At 64.2% G+C, this 17,275-nt stretch carries 15 protein-coding genes; 7 read left to right on the top strand and 8 right to left on the bottom strand.

The features are described from left to right. Positions 1-200: 200 nt before the first annotated feature. The 8 genes from aspS to H6935_14145 all read right to left on the bottom strand — a co-directional run bounded on the left by aspS (position 201) and on the right by H6935_14145 (position 8,947). Positions 201-1,994: an aspartate--tRNA ligase gene (gene aspS / locus H6935_14180; protein MCP5279484.1), complete on the bottom strand. Its 1,794-nt coding sequence runs from the start codon at positions 1,992-1,994 to the stop codon at positions 201-203. A 26-nt stretch (positions 1,995-2,020) separates the two neighbouring features. Further along, positions 2,021-2,647, bottom strand: a complete 627-nt coding sequence (locus tag H6935_14175; protein ID MCP5279483.1) for a DUF502 domain-containing protein — start codon at positions 2,645-2,647, stop codon at positions 2,021-2,023. A 65-nt stretch (positions 2,648-2,712) separates the two neighbouring features. Next, positions 2,713-2,961, bottom strand: coding sequence for a zinc ribbon domain-containing protein (locus tag H6935_14170; protein MCP5279482.1), 249 nt, complete (start codon positions 2,959-2,961; stop codon positions 2,713-2,715). Positions 2,962-3,053: 92 nt separating this feature from the next. Then, a complete protein-coding gene (locus H6935_14165; protein ID MCP5279481.1) occupies positions 3,054-4,589 on the bottom strand; it encodes an AMP-binding protein in 1,536 nt (511 codons plus the stop codon). Positions 4,590-4,595: 6 nt separating this feature from the next. Continuing rightward, positions 4,596-5,864, bottom strand: coding sequence for an outer membrane protein transport protein (locus H6935_14160; GenBank protein MCP5279480.1), 1,269 nt, complete (start codon positions 5,862-5,864; stop codon positions 4,596-4,598). Between the two features lie 81 nt (positions 5,865-5,945). Further along, positions 5,946-6,896: a hypothetical protein gene (locus H6935_14155; protein ID MCP5279479.1), complete on the bottom strand. Its 951-nt coding sequence runs from the start codon at positions 6,894-6,896 to the stop codon at positions 5,946-5,948. A 97-nt stretch (positions 6,897-6,993) separates the two neighbouring features. Beyond that, positions 6,994-7,473, bottom strand: a complete 480-nt coding sequence (gene ssb / locus H6935_14150; protein MCP5279478.1) for a single-stranded DNA-binding protein — start codon at positions 7,471-7,473, stop codon at positions 6,994-6,996. A gap of 100 nt (positions 7,474-7,573) precedes the next feature. Next, positions 7,574-8,947: an MFS transporter gene (locus H6935_14145; protein MCP5279477.1), complete on the bottom strand. Its 1,374-nt coding sequence runs from the start codon at positions 8,945-8,947 to the stop codon at positions 7,574-7,576. Between the two features lie 98 nt (positions 8,948-9,045). On the opposite strand from H6935_14145, the gene uvrA reads away from it, so the two are divergent. From uvrA to H6935_14110, 7 genes are all read left to right on the top strand, one after another. Beyond that, entirely contained in the window at positions 9,046-11,865 is a 2,820-nt protein-coding gene (gene uvrA / locus H6935_14140) for an excinuclease ABC subunit UvrA (GenBank protein MCP5279476.1), read from the top strand. 8 nt (positions 11,866-11,873) lie between these two features. Further along, positions 11,874-12,746, top strand: coding sequence for an HDOD domain-containing protein (locus H6935_14135; protein ID MCP5279475.1), 873 nt, complete (start codon positions 11,874-11,876; stop codon positions 12,744-12,746). A 235-nt stretch (positions 12,747-12,981) separates the two neighbouring features. After that, positions 12,982-14,232: a tyrosine-type recombinase/integrase gene (locus H6935_14130; protein ID MCP5279474.1), complete on the top strand. Its 1,251-nt coding sequence runs from the start codon at positions 12,982-12,984 to the stop codon at positions 14,230-14,232. 228 nt (positions 14,233-14,460) lie between these two features. Next, positions 14,461-14,730: a transcriptional regulator gene (locus H6935_14125; GenBank protein MCP5279473.1), complete on the top strand. Its 270-nt coding sequence runs from the start codon at positions 14,461-14,463 to the stop codon at positions 14,728-14,730. Positions 14,731-14,741: 11 nt separating this feature from the next. After that, positions 14,742-14,912 (top strand): hypothetical protein, encoded by a 171-nt coding sequence (locus tag H6935_14120; protein MCP5279472.1) that lies wholly within the window; start codon positions 14,742-14,744, stop codon positions 14,910-14,912. Further along, the gene (locus H6935_14115; GenBank protein MCP5279471.1) at positions 14,909-15,334 is read left to right on the top strand and encodes a DNA primase; all 426 of its coding nucleotides are present in this window, start codon (positions 14,909-14,911) and stop codon (positions 15,332-15,334) included. Before H6935_14120 ends, H6935_14115 begins: the two co-directional genes overlap by 4 nt. Further along, positions 15,319-16,923, top strand: a complete 1,605-nt coding sequence (locus tag H6935_14110; protein MCP5279470.1) for a DUF3987 domain-containing protein — start codon at positions 15,319-15,321, stop codon at positions 16,921-16,923. Before H6935_14115 ends, H6935_14110 begins: the two co-directional genes overlap by 16 nt. Positions 16,924-17,275: the final 352 nt, after the last annotated feature.

The raw sequence follows: 17,275 nt of genomic DNA, 5'->3' as shown, positions 1-17,275 counted from the left end.
GAGTCTGAAATTCTCGGGGTTTCGACGGAAGCGGGGCGGCCTTCTTTTGGTTCCTTTTCTTGGCCGATCAAGAAAAGGAACGTGCCGCCGGGCACCCCCGGCCAATCACCCTTTGCATACCGCTAGAGGTATTTCAGAGCAAAAGCTTTCCCTCTCCCCAGCCCCCTCTCCCGCTTGCGGGCGAGGGGAGCAAACCAGCCTTACGCCGCCGGCGTGCCCGTCCCCGCCGTATTCCGCAGACGGATATGCAGTTCCCGCAGCTGCTTCTCGTCCACCGCATTGGGCGCGCTGGTCATCAGGCAGGAAGCCCGCTGGGTCTTGGGGAAGGCGATCACGTCGCGGATGGATTCGGCGCCGGTCATCAAGGTCACCAGACGGTCCAGGCCAAAGGCCAGGCCGCCGTGGGGTGGGGCGCCATACTTCAGGGCATCCAGCAGGAAGCCGAACTTCTCCTGGCGCTCGGTCTCGCCGATGTTCAGGGCGCCGAAGACCTTCTCCTGCACCTCCTCCCGGTGGATACGGATGGAGCCGCCCCCCACCTCCCAGCCGTTCAGCACCATGTCGTAGGCCTTGGACAGGGCCTTGCCGGGATCGGTGGAGAGGAGTTCCTCGTGGCCGTCCTTGGGGCCGGTGAAGGGGTGATGCAGGGCGTCCCACCGGCTCTCGTCTTCGTTGAACTCGAACATGGGGAAGTCCACCACCCACAACGGGGCCCAGGCCCGGCCGTCCACGTAGCCTTTCTCGTGGCCGATCCTGGCGCGCAGGGCGCCCAGGGCATCGTTGACGATCTTGGCCTTGTCGGCGCCGAAGAACAGGATGTCGCCGTCCTCCGCGCCGGTGCGGGCGATGATCTCCGCCAGGGCGGCGTCGTGGAGGTTCTTGACGATGGGGGATTGCAGGCCGTCCCGGCCCTTGGCCTTCTCGTTGACCTTGATGTAGGCCAGGCCCTTGGCGCCGTAGATCTTCACGAACTCGGTCCAGGCATCGATCTCGCCCCGGCTGAACTCGCCGCCCCGGGGCACGCGGATGGCGGCCACCCGGCCGTTGCCGGCGTTGGCGGGGCCGGAGAAGACCTTGAAGTCCACGTCCTTCATGACGTCGGTGAGTTCGGTGATCTCCAGGGTGACGCGCATGTCCGGCTTGTCGGAGCCGTAGCGGCCCATGGCCTCGGCGTAGGTCATGCGGGGGAAGGGGTTGGGCAGGTCGATGTCCTGGGCCTGCTTGAACATGTCCCGGATCATGCCTTCCACCAGGCCCATGACGTCGTTCTCTTCCACGAAGGACATCTCCAGGTCCACCTGGGTGAACTCGGGCTGGCGGTCGGCCCGCAGGTCCTCGTCCCGGAAGCACTTGACGATCTGGAAGTAGCGGTCGAAGCCGGACACCATCAGGAGCTGCTTGAACAGCTGGGGCGACTGGGGCAGGGCGTAGAACATGCCGTCGTGCACGCGGGAGGGCACCAGGTAGTCCCGGGCCCCTTCCGGCGTGGAGCGGGTGAGCATGGGGGTCTCGATGTCCATGAAGCCGTGCTGGTCCAGGTAGTCCCGCATCAGCTTCGCCACCCGGTAGCGCAGGCGCATGTTGTGCTGCATGGGTTCCCGGCGCAGGTCCAGGTAGCGGTACTGCAGGCGGATGTTCTCGTTGATGTTGTCCTCGTCCATCTGGAACGGGGGCGTCAGGGAGGGGTTCAGCACTTCCAGGTTCTGGGTGAGCACCTCGATCATGCCCGTGGGCATGTTGGGGTTCTCGGTGCCGGCGGGACGGGCGCGCACCTTGCCCACCACCTTCAGCACGAATTCGGATCGGGTGTCTTCCGCCACCTTGAAGGCCTCGGGGGTATCCGGGTCGATGACCACCTGCACCATGCCTTCCCGGTCCCGCAGGTCGACGAAGATGACGCCGCCGTGGTCGCGCCGGCGATGTGCCCAGCCGCAGAGGGTGACAGTCTGGCCAATGTGGTCGGCGTTCACGGCGCCGCAGTAGAGATCACGCATGTTCTTGTTCCTGGTTTCTGTCGAACTTAATCGCCGGGGTAGTTGTTGGCGGAGGGTTTGATGTTGGCGGTGACCACGCCCATGGAGACGATGGCCTTGAGGGCGGCGTCCACGCTCATGTCCAGCTCGATGATCTCGTCCCGCCTCACGTAGAAATAGAAGCCGTTCACCGGGCTGGGGGTGGTGGGGATGAACACCGCCACATGATCCGCCGGCAACTTATCGTTCACCTCTTCCGGCACATTGGTCTGGAAGGCCAGGGACCAGGCCTGGGGGTGGGGGTAGTGCACCAGCAGCACCTTCTTGAAGGCCATGCCCGTGCCGGAGAAGAGGCTGTCGGACACCTGCTTGACGCTGCCGTAGATGGACTTCACCACGGGGATGCGGTTCATCAGGCCCTCCCACAGGGCCACCAGGCGCTGGCCCAGCAGGTTGGTGGCCGCCAGGCCCGTGACCAGGACCACCGCCGCCGTGAGGATGACCCCCAGGCCAGGGATGCGGAAGCCCAGCCAGGCCTCCGGCCGCCAGGGTTCCGGCAGCAGCAGCAGGGTCTGGTCCATCATGTCCAGCAGGGCCGTCATCACCCAGAAGGTGATGCCCAGGGGCACGAGGACCAGAAGGCCCGTGAGGAAGTAGCGTTTGAGCGCGGCCATGGCGGCTTATAAACAAATCGGGCAAACGCCGGATGCGTTTGCCCGATGAGCGGGTTGGAGGCGCGTCAGCTGGTACAAGCGGGGCAGGCTCCGGTGCCGCAGGCCGGGGAGGGCTTGTCGGCGGGCTTGGAACCGTTCTTGAAGTCGGTGGCGTAGTAGCCGTTGCCCTTCAGCTGGAAGCCGGCTGCGGTGATCTGCTTGCTGAAGCTGGCCTTGCCGCACTGGGGGCACATGGTGAGGGGAGTGTCGCTGACCTTCTGCATGACGTCCTGTTCGAAACCACAGTCGGAGCACTTGTAGGCGTAGATGGGCATGGTGACCTCCAAAGGCGAAATTGCGCGAATTATATCAACGATTTCTTATATTTAGCCGCGTCCGACGCTTTCAAGGGTCCAGGCGCCATGCGTCATGCCGCTTCCTCGGCCATGGCCTTCAGCCCCACGTAATCCACCTTGCCGGTGCCCAGCACGGGGAGGGCGTCCACCACGCGGATGCGTCGGGGCAGGGCGATTTCCGGCAGGCCATGGGCCTTGGCGGCCTGGGCCAGGGGTTCCCGCGCCAGGTTGCCGTCCGTGGTGAACAGGATGATGGACTCGCCCCGTCCCGGGTCCGGCACGCAGGTGGCGGCGTGGAGGGCCTCCGGAGAGGCGGCCCGGGCCAGGGCCTCCACCACCTCCAGGGAGATCATCTCCCCCGCCACCTTGGCGAAGCGCTTGAGGCGGCCCAGGATGGTGAGGTAGCCGTTGGCGTCCAGCTCCACCACGTCCCCCAGGTTGTACCAGCCTGTCCCCAGCTCGGACCAGGGCGGCGCCAGGACGCCCGGATTCTCATAGCGGTAGTAGCCGGACAGCAGGTTGGGGGCCCGCACGTGGAGTTCGCCACCCCGCTCGATGCCCTCCACCGGCACGATGCGGGCCTCGATGCCCGGCAGCAGGCGGCCCACGGTGCCCGGCCGGTTGTCCTGGGGCCGGTTCACGGACAGCACCGGCGCGGTCTCCGTGGCGCCGTAGCCCTCCAGCACGTCCACGCCGAACCTGTCCTTCCACACGCGGCGCACCGGTTCCGCCAGCTTTTCCGCCCCCGCCACCACGTAGCGCAGGGATTTCAGGTCGTCCGGCTCGGCGTGGCGGGCATAGTGGCTGAGGAAGGTGCTGCTGCCGAACAGGGCCGTGGCCTGCTTCTCGCCGATGAGCTTGGGGATTTCCTTGAAGTGCAGGGGCGTGGGGTAGAGCACCAGGCGGGCGCCGCTCAGCATGGGCAGCAGGGTGCCCGCCGTGAGGCCGAAGGAATGGAAGATGGGCAGGCAGTTGAAAACCTTGTCCTCCGGGCCGATGGGCAGGAAGTTCATGATCTGCTCCACGTTGGCCAGCAGGGCCCGGTGGGACAGCACCACCCCCTTGGGCTTGCCTTCCGAGCCGGAGGTGAAGATCACCACGGCGGGGGCCTCGGCATCGCCCCGGGGTACGGCGGCCAGGGGAAACCACAGGGCGAAGCCCATGAGCCAGAGCTTGTCCGCCAAACCGAAGTCCTTGCGCAGGTCTTCCAGGTAGAGGATGCGTACCCGCCTCAGGCCCTGGACCGTTTCCACCAGTCCCGCCTTGCGCAGGAACTCGCGGGAGGTGATGACCGTGCCCACGTTGGCGGCGTGGCAGGCTTTCTGCATGCCTTCGGTGCCTGCCGTGAAGTTGAGCATGCAGGGCACGCGGCGGAAGGCTGAGAGGCCCACCATGAGACCCACGGTGGCCGCCAGGTTGGGCATCAGCACTCCCACGTGCTCCCCCGGCGCCGTGACCTTGGCAGCCAGACGCCCCAGGGCCAGGGTCATCTTCAGCAGGTCGCCGTAGGCATAGCTGCCGGGCTTCATGTCCTCCCAGCGCCCGGGCGAGGAGCGGCCGAATTCGCGGCTGGCGGCCACCAGGGCCGAGAAGAGGGTTCCGGTCATGGGTGGTCAGAAGCTGTGGGTGTACTGGGCGCTCAGAATGTCGATCTTGTTTTCGTAATTTCCCACGAGGGCGCCCACGGTGGCAGTGGGGGAGATATTGATCCGGGAGTTGTCCACGAAGATGTGGGTATAACCTACGTCCAGCGCGCGCTTCTTGTCCATGCGGTACTGCAGGCCGAGGGCCAGCCAGAAGCGGTCGGCATCCGGGATGCGCGGAGTGCGGGTGGCATCGGGAACCGGACTTTCATCGAAGGCCAGGCCGAAGCGCCAGGTCATGCGTTCGCTGACGTGGCGGTTTGCACCCAAGGAAAAACGCCAAGAGTTGTGCCAGTTTTCGATGGTGTCGTCCACCAGGAGCCCGCTGGTGCGGCGCACGGTGAGCCGATCGAAGACGTTCCATTGAGTCCAGCTGGCATCCGCCAGCAGGTCCCACCCCGGCGAAAGGACCTTGTAGAGGCTCAGGGAGGCGCTGGCCGGCATGGCGGTCTTCGCGGTCACGGGACCGTCTTGCAGGCTGGGCACGCCGGCCAGTGCAATGGGACGGTTTCCGTAGGTCACGGTCCCTTCCAGGATGTAGTCGATCTTGGACCGGTAGCTGAAACCAATGCGCAGATCCGCACTGGGCTCGTAGAGGATGCCCAGGTTGTAGCCCCAGCCCCAGTCGTCGCCCTTCACCGTCGCCAGGCCTTCCAGGTTTGCGAACGGAGCGCCGGCTGCGCCGTAGTTGGCCATCTTGCTTAACTCGGCCTTGGCCTGCTGGGCGTTGATGCCAAGGCCCGCCGACCAGGTATCGTTGATCTTGTAGGCCAGGGAGGGATTGACATTGATTGTCTGAAGATCGGATTTCACCGCGTGAAACCGTCCCGCCCAGTTGGGGTCGTATTCGGTGACCAGGCCGAAGGGCGCGCTGATGCCCAGGCCGAATCTCATGCGCTCGCCGAGGGGCATGACGTAAAAAAGGTTGGGCGCCAGAGCCAGGGTGCCTGCGTCACCCCCGTTGCCACCTAGCGTGGCCTGGTTGAGGCTCAGGGTGCTGCCGGTATCGGCGAATTCCGCCGACGGCAGGATGGCGTGGGCAGCGGCCACCAGTTGCCGGCCATCGAGCCGCGACATGCCAGCCGGGTTGAAAAACACCGTGCTGGCATCCTGGGCCACCGCCGCCTGGCCGGCGTAGGCGTTGCCAAGACCGCTGGCGTTCTGTTCGATGAGGGCAAAACCCGCGGCCTGGGCCATGGTCGCACCCAAAAGGCCGGCCAGGCCCCAGCTGAACTGCATAGGCTTCATTCAAATCCCCTTTTTCATTGTGTCGATGGCGCCTGAGCCGGAGTTTAGTGTCCGGCCGGGGCAACGGGTAGATCAGATCGCCAGCCAGCGCTCTTCCGTCGCCAGCCTTTCCTGATAAGGCGGGAGTTCATCCAGCCGGCAGTGCACCAGCATCACGATCCAGTGCCGACGGTCACGGCAGGCCATTTCATACAGATTCAGGGGGCGCGCCTGGGCATCCCCCGCATCCTGGCGGAGTATGCCCATGGCATCCAGGGAGAGGGACAGGCCGCGCAGGCTGAGGTATCGCTCCGGATGCCGGAGCACGGCGTCGAAATGATTGGCGTAGCTGCGCAGGTCCAGGGCCGCCACAGCGTCGCTCAAGGCCGCCAGCGTCTGTTTCAGGTTGGCCTCATGGACCGCGTTGCCTGGGGTGGAGCGCAGCCGGGCACGCAGTTCGTCGCGCTCGCGTTCCAGGTGGTGCCTATGCTGGCGCAGCGCTTCCAGCTTTTCCTTCACCCGGCCCAGCAGGCTGGCGAGAAACTGTCGTGCCAGCAGGGCCTGGGTATTCGCCAGGGTGTTGCCCAGGTTGCTGAAGGTGTGGTCGGAGAAATAGACGGCCTTCTGGGCCACGTCCCGGCAAAGCATTCCGTTGTGATCTTCCATGCCCAGCACGGCCTTCTCCCGGAGGCGGACCCCCATGAGGGCGAATGCTTCCAGGCCATTCCCCGGGTCCAGATGCCAGTCGCGCACGGCCCGGCTCTTGACCAGGGCCTGGACGATGCTTTCAGGCGATGCAAACAGGGCGTGGACCGAAGGGTCCCGGGCGAAGGCCAGGGGACTGACCTCCATCGGGCCGGGCATCCGGGCAGCCAGGTCGCGGCAGTAGGCCCAGGCATGGCTGACCACGTCGGCATAGCGCTGGGGAAAGCCGCCGGCCTGGCGCAGGCGGGGTTCCACCTGGTCTATTGACCAGGCGATGATCTCGGCCAGACCGGGATCCTTGCCGGGACCCAGCAGCCGTTTCAGGAAGCCCTTGGGCATGTTCGGTCTTGCCGCTCCATGGCTTGTCTGGCGGCTGGAAAAAGAAAACCGGCCGTGGAGGCCGGTAATTTCCTGGGTGGCGTCCTGGTCAAACTGCTCAGAAGGGGATGTCGTCGTCCGGCATGCTGCCGAAGCCGCTGCTGTCGCCGGGGCGGCTGGGTTTGCTGCCACCGCCACCGCCGCGGGAAGGCGGCGCGTCCATGCCTTCGTTGTCGTAGTCGGCCACGCCGCCACCACCGCCACCGCCACGGCTGCCCAGCATCTGCATGCGGTCGCCCCGGATTTCGGTGGTGTACTTGTCCTGGCCGTCCTTGTCCTGCCACTTGCGGGTGCGGATGGAACCTTCCACGTAGACGGCGCTGCCCTTCTTCAGGTACTGGCCACATACCTCGGCGATCTTGCCGAAGAAGCTCACCCGGTGCCATTCCGTGGCTTCCTGCTTGTTGCCGTCCCGGTCCTTCCAGTTTTCCGTTGTGGCGATGCGCAGGTTTGCCACGGCCTCGCCGCTGGGCAGGTAACGCACCTCCGGGTCCGCGCCCAGGTTGCCGATGAGAATGACCTTGTTCACAGATGCCATGGCGTTTTCCTTTTGCTGCAAGGTGATGTTCGTGGGAAGGCGGCAAAGGATAACCGAAATGTCCCCCGCCCGGTCCGCCGCCTGACCCGGACGGCAGGGGTCATTCCTCCGGTCGGCCCTTGTGAAGCAGAAGCTGGCGCACGCCTTCCTCGTCCCAGCCCGTCTGGCTCACTTTCAGCAGCACGGCCCCTTCCTCGGCCATGACGGTGACGGCTTCCACGCCGGAGAACACCACCAGGTTGGTGGAGAGGGCCCGGGCCTCGGCCGCGGTAAGGTGGCCCACGTGGAACATCTGGGTCTTCACCCGGGGAGGGGGCGTCATGGACATGGCCAGCAACAGCCACACCACCATGAGCACGCCGCAGAAGACGAACACGGCGAAGAAGCCCTGATGCTGGGCCAGCCAGCCCCCCACGCCGCCACCGAAGAACAGGCCCAGGGCCTGGGAGGTGTTGTACACGCCCATGGCCGTGCCCTTGGCCTCCGGTGGCGCGATCTTGGAAATCAGCGAAGGCAGGGTGGCCTCCAGCACGTTGAAGGCCACGAAATAGGCGAACAGGGCCCCCACCAGGCCCCAGAAGGCGTCCATGCTCAAGGCCAGGCCCACCTGGGCGCCCACCATGAGGGCGATGGCGGCGACGAACACCCGCTTCAGTTCGCCCCGCTTTTCGCCATAGATGATGGCCGGCACCATGAGCACCAGGCTACCCACCAGCACCGGCAGGTAGACCTGCCAGTGGTGCTGGAGGTCCAGGTTTCCAGCCTGCACCAGGGCGAAGGGCACCACGGTGAACATGGCCATCTGGGCCGCGTGGAGGGCGAAGATGCCCCAGTTCAGGCGCAGCAGCTCGCCGTTGCGGACCACGTCCTTGAGCCGGGCCGGATTGGCCTGGGCATCGGAGTGGAAGGCGCTGTGGCCCGGGTTGGGGGTGACGAACTTGAGCACCAGGATGGCCGCGAGGGACAGCACCCCGGTGAGGGCGAACATGCCGGGCACACCGATCCAGCGGTAGATGGCGGGGCCGGCAGCCAGGGAAAAGGCGAAGGACAGGCCGATGGTGCTGCCGATCATGGCCATGGCCTGGGTGCGCTTCTCCTCCCGGGTCAGGTCCGCCAGCAGGGCGGACACGGCCGCCGACACGGCTCCGGCCCCCTGCAGGGCGCGGCCCAGCAGCACCCCCATGAGGGTATCCGCCGACGCCGCCAGGAAGCTGCCCAGGGCAAAGATCAAGAGGCCGACGATGATCACCGGCTTCCTGCCGAAGCGGTCCGAAGCCATGCCGAAGGGGATCATGAGGATGGCCTGGGTGAGGCCGTAGATACCCAGGGTCAGACCCACCAGGGTGTGGTCCTCGCCCCCGGGCAGGGTTTTCGCGAACAGGGCGAACACCGGCAGGATGAGAAACATGCCCAGCATGCGCAGGCCGAAAATACCGGCCAGGGACAGGGCGGCGCGGCGCTCGGAGGGTAGCAGGGAATTATTATGGGAAGGCACGGGGAAATGTGGTTTGGGTGGATGTGCAAAGGCTCGTAATATTAGCCGTTTCCTGCGCACTCCCAAGTTGCCCTGCCATGATCCGCGTCCGCGGCGCCCGCACCCACAACCTGAAGAACGTCAACGTGGACCTGCCCCAACACGAGCTGGTGGTCATCACCGGCCTGTCCGGTTCCGGCAAGTCCTCCCTGGCCTTCGACACCCTCTATGCCGAGGGGCAGCGCCGCTATGTGGAATCCCTGTCCGCCTATGCCCGCCAGTTTCTGCAGCTCATGGAAAAACCGGACGTGGACCTCATCGAGGGTCTGAGTCCCGCCATCTCCATCGAGCAGAAGGCCACCAGCCACAACCCCCGTTCCACCGTGGGCACGGTCACCGAGATCCACGACTACCTGCGCCTGCTGTTTGCCCGGGCGGGCACACCCCGCTGCCCCCACCACGGCATCGAGCTGGCGGCCCAGACGGTGTCCCAGATGGTGGATACCGTCCTGCAACTGCCGGAGGACACCAAGCTGATGATCCTGGCGCCCCTGGTGGTGGGCCGCAAGGGCGAGCAGCTGGGCCTGTTCGACGAGTTGCGTGCCCAGGGCTTCGTGCGTTTGCGGGTGGACGGCGAGGTGTACGACATCGATGCCATTCCCGCCCTGGAGAAAAACAGGAAGCACACCATCGAGGCGGTGGTGGACCGGCTCAAGGTGCGCCCGGACATGAAGCAGCGCCTGGCCGAGTCCTTCGAGACCGCCCTGCGCCATTCCGACGGCAAGGCCCTGGCCGTGGAAATGGACTCCGGACGGGAGATGCTGTTCTCCGCCAAGTTCGCCTGCCCTGTATGCGACTACGCCCTGCCGGAGCTGGAGCCCCGCATCTTCTCCTTCAACAACCCCATGGGCGCCTGCCCCAAGTGCGACGGCCTGGGCAGCATCACCTTCTTCGACCCGGAACGGGTGGTGGCCTTCCCCCACATGAGCCTGGCCTCCGGCGCCATCAAGGGCTGGGACCGCCGCAACGCCTTCTTCTACCGCATGCTGGAATCCCTGGCGATGCACTACGGTTTCGACATCGACACCCCCTGGGAGGAACTGCCGGAGGCCATCCGGCAAATCATCCTGCACGGCAGTGGCCGGGACGAGATCGCCTTCCAGTACCTGGGCGAGGGGGGGCGAAAGACGACAAGGAAGCACAGGTTCGACGGCGTCATCCCCAGCCTGGAGCGGCGCTACAGGGAGAGCGAATCCCAGCTCATGCGGGAGGAACTGGCCAAGTTCATCGCCACCCGGCCCTGCCCCGAATGCGGCGGCTCCCGCCTGCGCATCGAGGCCCGCAACGTCACCATCGGCGGCGCCACCCTGCACCAGCTTTCCCATCTGCCCATCCGCCAGACCCTGGCGTTCTTCCACGAGCTGCAACTGACGGGCCATCGCGCCCAGGTGGCGGAGAAGATCGTCAAGGAGATCAGCGCCCGCCTCACCTTCCTCAACAACGTGGGCCTGGACTACCTCTCCCTGGAGCGCTCCGCCGACACCCTGTCCGGCGGCGAGGCCCAGCGCATCCGCCTGGCCTCCCAGATCGGCTCCGGCCTCACGGGGGTCATGTATGTGCTGGACGAGCCTTCCATCGGCCTGCACCAGCGGGACAACGACCGCCTGCTGGGCACCCTCAAGCACCTGCGGGACCTGGGCAACACGGTCATCGTGGTGGAGCACGACGAGGACGCCATCCGCCACGCGGACCACATCGTCGACATGGGCCCCGGTGCCGGCGAGCACGGCGGCGAGATCGTGGCCCAGGGCAAGCTGGCGGACATCCTGGCCAACCCGGATTCCCTCACGGGCCAGTACCTGTCCGGCGCCAGGTCCATCCCCATGCCCGAGGCGCGCAAGGGCCCCCGGGAAGGCCGTGTTCTGAAGCTCATCAACGCCTACGGCAACAACCTGAAGAACGTCACCCTGGAGTTGCCCACGGGCATCTTCGTGTGCGTCACCGGCGTATCCGGCTCGGGCAAGTCCACCCTCATCAACGACACCCTCTACGCCGTCACCGCCAACATGCTCAACGGCGCCGCCCAGGAGCCGGCCCCCTTCGAGGCCATCGAGGGCACGGAGTACTTCGACAAGGTCATCAGCGTGGACCAGAGCCCCATCGGCCGCACGCCCCGTTCCAACCCCGCCACCTACACCGGCCTGTTCACCCCCATCCGCGAGCTGTTCGCCGGCACCCCCGCAGCCCGGGAGCGGGGCTACGAGGTGGGCCGCTTCTCCTTCAACGTCAAGGGGGGCCGCTGCGAGGCCTGCCAGGGGGACGGCATGATCAAGGTGGAGATGCACTTCCTGCCGGACATCTACGTGCCCTGCGACGTTTGCCACGGCCACCGGTATAACCGGGAAACCCTGGAAGTGCAGTACAAGGGCAGAAACATCCACGAGATCCTGCAGATGACCGTGGAAGAGGCCCTGGAATTCTTCAACCCCGTGCCCGTGGTGCGTCGCAAGCTCCAGACCCTCATGGACGTGGGCCTCAGCTACATCCGCCTGGGCCAGTCCGCCACCACCCTTTCCGGTGGCGAGGCCCAGCGCGTTAAGCTGGCCCTGGAACTCTCCAAGCGGGACACGGGCCGAACGCTTTACATCCTGGACGAGCCCACCACGGGCCTGCACTTCGCAGACATCGACATGCTGCTGAAGGTGCTCCACCGGCTGGTAGGGGCCGGAAACACGGTGGTGGTCATCGAACACAACCTGGACGTGGTGAAGACCGCCGACTGGATCATCGACCTGGGGCCTGAAGGGGGCGAGGGCGGGGGCCGGATCATCGCCCAGGGCACGCCGGAGCAGGTGGCCGCAAACCCGATGAGTCATACGGGGCAGTACCTGAAACCTGTATTGGAACGAGGTGCATGATGCTTACCATGGAACGTGAAGCCCTGACCCCCCACCTCCTGGTGCAGGAAGTGCAGAGCCTCTTCAGCCTGCCGGACGTGGCCCTGCGCCTCAACGAGATGGTGGGTGCCCCCGATACCACCAACAAGCAGATCGTGGACGTGCTTCAGCTGGATGCGGGCCTGGCCGCCACGGTGCTGCGCCTGGCCAACAGCGCCTGGTATGGCCTGCCCAGCAAGGTGGACACCCTGTCCCGGGCCATCACCCTCATCGGCCACGGCGCCCTGCGGGACCTGGTGCTGGCGGCCGCTTTCATCAAGCGCTTCCAGGGCATTCCCGGCGAATTCGTGAACATGAAGAGCTTCTGGGACAACAGCGTGGCCTGCGGCGTGGTGGCCCGCAACCTGTCCAAGCGCTGCCGGCTCCATGAAAGCGAGCAGATGTTCCTGGCCGGCCTGCTGCACAAGATCGGCCGCCTGGTGTTCTTCGAGGCCCGTCCCAACCTCTACAGGGAAGTGCTGTCCCAGGCGGAGGACACCAGCGAGGCCGCCATCATCGCCTCAGAACGCAACGTGTTCGGATTCAGCTACGCGGAGCTGGGGGGCGAACTGCTGAAGTCCTGGCGTCTTCCCCCCATCCTGCAGAACGTGGTGGCCAACCAGCTGCAGAGCGAAAAGTTCACCGACTATCCCCGGGAACGGGCCATCCTGCAGGTGGCGGCGGACATGGCCCGCTTCCTGTCGCCGGACATCAAGCTTGGCCCCGGAGAATTGCTCTACAAGCCGGTGTTCGATGACGTGGTGTGGATGGACCTGGGCATCCGGGAGGAGGACCTCATGGAAGTGGCGGACATCTCTCTCATCCAGGCCTACGAACTCATAGAGATCGTCAACCCGCGCTGAAAACGGGTAACCTTCCCGTCCTGACTTTTGAGGCAATTCAACAGGATGCAGACGTCATGCTGCTGATGATCGAAAATCATCATCGGCATCCGACCAAGCCCGAGGCAGGCCGAAACACAACGCAAAACCCAGTATCCATGCGGTTTTAGGATCCTACGGCAGTCGGTATTGTCCGTTGCCATCCGAAGAAATAGCGGGTACCGTGGCGGGTATCAATCCCCCGGATACCCGCATCATGCCCCTCACCGACGCGAAAATCCGCAACACCAAGCCCGGCGACAAGCCGATACGCTTGCCTGATGGCGGCTGGCTTTACTTGGAGGTCAGACCATCCGGCGCGAAGCTCTGGCGCTTCCGCTATCGCATCGCTGGCAAGGAAAACATCTATGCCATCGGTGAGTATTTCGGCGACAAGCGGGAGGGGCATGTATCGCTTGACGATGCCCGGAAGGAAAGAGACAGGGCTCGGGTGCTAGTGAAGCAAGGCATTCACCCGGCGCACCAGAGACAAACCGAACGGCTAGCAACCCATACCGAAAGCACCAACACTTTCGAGGCCGTGGCACGGGAGTGGATAGCCAAGAAAAAGCCGACATGGACACCCTACTACCTTCGGCAAGTTGAGCGATTCATGGAAGCCGATGTATTTCCCAAAATCGGTAAGCATCCCATTAGGAACGTGACGGCGGCGCAACTGCTGGAAATCGTGAAAGCAATCGAGACACGCGGCGCTGAGACTGTCGCCTTGCTGGTGCGGCAATGGGCTTCGGCAGTATTCCGCTATGCCGTGGCAACCCTGCGGGCGGATGCCGATCCAGCGGCGGCATTGAAGGGCGCGATTCATCGCCCAAAGGTAAAGCACGCCAAACCATTGAACCGCGACCAGATAGCCAATTTCGTGAAGGCGCTGGAAGGCTATGCCGGGTATCGGACTACTGTTATCGCCTTGCGGCTGATGTTGCTAAATCCATTCCGAACCGTGGAATTGCGTGCAGCGCATTGGATGGAAATTGACCTTGACCGAGCGGAATGGCGCGTCCCTGCCGAGCGGATGAAAATGCGGGAGCCGCACATTGTTCCCCTATCCCGGCAAGCCGTGGAATTGCTTCGGGAACTGCACACCTACACCGGAACACGTGACTTCCTGTTTCCAAACTATCGAACCCCAAAAACTTGCATGTCAGCAACAACACTGAATCGAGCGCTGGAGCGAATGGGTTTTAACGGCAAAACAAGTTCCATCGGGTTTTCATTCTCGGCGCATGGCTTCCGGGCGACGGCTTCAACCATCCTGAACGAAATCGGCTTTCGGCCTGACGTGATCGAGCGCCAGCTAGCGCATGCCGAGCGCAACAAGGTAAGGGCCAGCTACAACCAGGCCGAATATCTCGAAGAGCGGCGGGCCATGATGCAGCAATGGGCGGACATGGTTGATGGCATGGCAAAGAACGACGACAAGGAGAAGCCGATCAAGCGGGCAGCGTAGCCTATTTGGAGCTTGACGGACGAAACCGGATGGTCTAAAAAACTGCATCGCCTGTGCCCTTACGAGGGGCGAACCTCACGCGAAGTTAAGCCGTGAGACTACTGCCGGCCTGAACGCCTTCTGGGGCTAGTCCGGTGATGGTGAGCGCAACGCTCGCCAATAGGCTCGATGAGACCCCTGCGGGGACGGAGGAAATGCCGACTCGCGGGATCTTCTCATGGAGCACTCATGAACCAACTACCCGAAACCGGCTTTCTGACCCTGGCCCAAATCATCGGCCAAGAGGAAGTGACCGAGCAACAAGCCGCCGAAAACCGCAAACGCGGGAAGGGGCCGAAGCGCCCCCGTCCCGGAAAACCTGCAATCGTGCCCGTAGGGAAATCCTGCTGGTGGGAGGGCGTGAAGAGCGGGCGATTCCCTGCGCCCGTGAAGGTAGGAAACGGACGCGGCACCTTCTGGAAAGTCGAGAGCATCCGCACCCTGATTGCTAAGGCTTGAAGGGGCGGGCCATGACCAAAAACAACAAGGGCCGGAACGGTGGCGACCGCCCGACCCCAAAGACTTCTGATAGCCAAGAGTTTACCCAAAAATCCAATGTCGACCTGCAAAGCTGGGTGTCGCTGGGGAAGCCTTCACGCATCCGCCAGCAAAAGGGCGGCTGGCCAAGGGGGCGGCGATGAGCACGAACGACCTGCTTTCCCGCCTGGACCATGTGAAGCGCACCGGCCTGGATAGGTGGCTGGCCCGCTGTCCTGCCCATGATGACCGTGGCCCATCCCTGGCCATCCGGGAACTGGACGATGGCCGAACTCTGGTTCACTGCTTCGCGGGCTGTTCCGTGCATGAAGTGGTGGCCGCCGTGGGGATGGAACTCTCCGACCTGTTCCCGCCCCGACCCCTACCGGATGGACGCAAGCCTGAACGTCGTCCATTCTCTGCTGAGGATGCCCTGCGCTGTCTCGCCTTCGAGGCCAGGCTCGTGTACCTGGCCGCCCTGGAAACGCTGGAAGGCAAGCCCTTGTCGGATGCCGACTTCGAGCGCCTGGCCCTGGCTGTGGAACGCATCGAAGATGCGGAGGGGGTGGTATGGACAACGCACTGATCCGCTACGACCAGGCCGCTGCACGCATAGACGCGGCCAGGGCAGCCCGAAAGGGCCGGGCGATATCAATAGACCAACCCAGCTTAGAAGACGCAACCAGCGCGGTTCTGGAGCGTCAGAAATGGCCCGACCCGCAACCACTATCAGCGAAGATCGAGCCGGAAGCCTATCCGCTGGATGCCCTGCCCGACACCATCAGGGCGGCGGTGGAAGAGGTGGCGGGATTCGTCAAAGCCCCCTTGCCGCTGGTGGCATCGTCGGCACTGGCGGCGCTGTCGCTGGCCTGCCAAGCGCACATTGACGCGAAGCGAGCGGAAAAACTGCATGGGCCTGTCGGGCTGTTCCTGCTGACCATTGCCGAGTCTGGCGAGCGGAAATCCACTTGCGACAACTTCTTCACTTCGGCCATCCGCCAGTATCAGGAAGAGCAAGCCGAGGTGATGAAACCGGCGATCAAGGAATACCAGGCCGCGATTGCCGCGTGGGAAGCGGAACGCGACGGCATCCTGTCGGCGGTGAAGGATGCCGGGAAGAAGGGCAAACCGACCGACACGCTGCGGACTGATCTGGCGCAACTGCAACAGGAAGAGCCGAAACCCCCGCGAGTACCGAGGCTAATCCTTGGCGACGAAACCCCGGAAAACCTTGCTTGGAGCCTTGCAAAGCAATGGCCGTCGGCGGGCGTCCTATCGAGCGAGGCGGGCGTGGTATTCGGTTCGCATGGCATGGGCAAGGATAGCGCCATGCGGAATCTGGCCTTGCTGAATGTCCTATGGGATGGCGGGGCACATTCGATTGGGCGGCGCACTTCGGAATCCTTCACCGTGCGCGGGGCGCGGCTGACGATGGGCTTGATGATTCAGGAAACAACCCTGCGGGAGTATTTCAGCAAGTCAGGTGGGCTGGCGCGGGGGACGGGCTTCCTTGCCCGCTTCCTTGTGGCATGGCCTGAATCAACCCAAGGGCAGCGGCCATTCACCGAAGCCCCTGCAAACTGGCCGCACCTGGCCGCATTCCATCGGCGCATTGCCGCGACCCTGAATCAACCCGCCCCCATTGATGAAGATGGCGCACTGACCCCCGCCATGCTGTCACTGGCACCGGACGCGAAAGCGGCATGGGTGGATTATCACGATGCCATTGAAAGCGAACTTGCGAGCGGTGGCGAGTTTTACGACGTGCGGGACGTGGCGAGCAAATCCGCCGACAACGCGGCACGGCTGGCGGCACTGTTCCAGCAATTCGAGCATGGCATGGGCGGCGCAATCGGGCTGGATAGTTTCGAGCGGGCAAGCCTGATAACAGCATGGCACCTATCCGAAGCCCGGCGCTTCTTTGGTGAGCTTGCGCTACCGTCGGAACTGGCAGACGCGGCGCGGCTGGATAGCTGGCTGATCGAACATTGCAGGCAACAGCGGACGCACATGGTAGGGAAAAATCATGTTCGCCAGCATGGGCCATTGCGGGATGGTGCGCGGCTTGATGCGGCGATCCGGGAGCTTGCCGAGCTTGACCGCTTGCAACTGGTGAAGGACGGCAAGCGGCTGACGATTCACCTTAACCCAGCGCTGGTGGGGGTGGCACCATGAGTTTGCTATCCAGACTTCGGGAAAAGCAAACCGGGAGCCTTGCTACTGCTATTCCTGCTATTTCTGCTACTCAACCCAAGGGGGAGGCGGCAACAGTAGCAAGAATAGCAACTGTAGCAGTAGCAAACCCCAAGGGAGATAAAACCGCACCCCCGGCAAAAGTCGGCGCTGGCGACACGGCGACGGCTTCCCGCTGGTGGCTGATTCACTTCCCCGACCGCGATCCGCTGGAAGTGGCCTGCTACCCGGACGCGACCCATACCGACATTCTGGAACGGCACCCGGACGCTATAGCGGCTGAACCGATCCCGCCTAAGCCTACTCCGGTTCCAGCCTGCAACACCTGCCAGCA

It is taken from the genome of Thiobacillus sp., from assembly GCA_024235835.1.
Classification (GTDB): Bacteria; Pseudomonadota; Gammaproteobacteria; order Burkholderiales; family Thiobacillaceae; genus PFJX01.
Note: the sequence above shows the minus strand (reverse complement) of the source record. Positions and strands in the feature narration are given on the sequence as shown.

Excerpts from the sequence above, each read along its gene's own strand:
- aspS (MCP5279484.1), bottom strand. The coding sequence starts at position 1,994 with ATGCGTGATCTCTACTGCGGCGCCGTGAACGCCGACCACATTGGCCAG.
- H6935_14175 (MCP5279483.1), bottom strand. The coding sequence starts at position 2,647 with ATGGCCGCGCTCAAACGCTACTTCCTCACGGGCCTTCTGGTCCTCGTG.
- H6935_14170 (MCP5279482.1), bottom strand. The coding sequence starts at position 2,961 with ATGCCCATCTACGCCTACAAGTGCTCCGACTGTGGTTTCGAACAGGAC.
- H6935_14165 (MCP5279481.1), bottom strand. The coding sequence starts at position 4,589 with ATGACCGGAACCCTCTTCTCGGCCCTGGTGGCCGCCAGCCGCGAATTC.
- H6935_14160 (MCP5279480.1), bottom strand. The coding sequence starts at position 5,864 with ATGCAGTTCAGCTGGGGCCTGGCCGGCCTTTTGGGTGCGACCATGGCC.
- H6935_14155 (MCP5279479.1), bottom strand. The coding sequence starts at position 6,896 with ATGCCCAAGGGCTTCCTGAAACGGCTGCTGGGTCCCGGCAAGGATCCC.
- ssb (MCP5279478.1), bottom strand. The coding sequence starts at position 7,473 with ATGGCATCTGTGAACAAGGTCATTCTCATCGGCAACCTGGGCGCGGAC.
- uvrA (MCP5279476.1), top strand. The coding sequence starts at position 9,046 with ATGATCCGCGTCCGCGGCGCCCGCACCCACAACCTGAAGAACGTCAAC.
- H6935_14135 (MCP5279475.1), top strand. The coding sequence starts at position 11,874 with ATGGAACGTGAAGCCCTGACCCCCCACCTCCTGGTGCAGGAAGTGCAG.
- H6935_14130 (MCP5279474.1), top strand. The coding sequence starts at position 12,982 with ATGCCCCTCACCGACGCGAAAATCCGCAACACCAAGCCCGGCGACAAG.
- H6935_14125 (MCP5279473.1), top strand. The coding sequence starts at position 14,461 with ATGAACCAACTACCCGAAACCGGCTTTCTGACCCTGGCCCAAATCATC.
- H6935_14120 (MCP5279472.1), top strand. The coding sequence starts at position 14,742 with ATGACCAAAAACAACAAGGGCCGGAACGGTGGCGACCGCCCGACCCCA.
- H6935_14115 (MCP5279471.1), top strand. The coding sequence starts at position 14,909 with ATGAGCACGAACGACCTGCTTTCCCGCCTGGACCATGTGAAGCGCACC.
- H6935_14110 (MCP5279470.1), top strand. The coding sequence starts at position 15,319 with ATGGACAACGCACTGATCCGCTACGACCAGGCCGCTGCACGCATAGAC.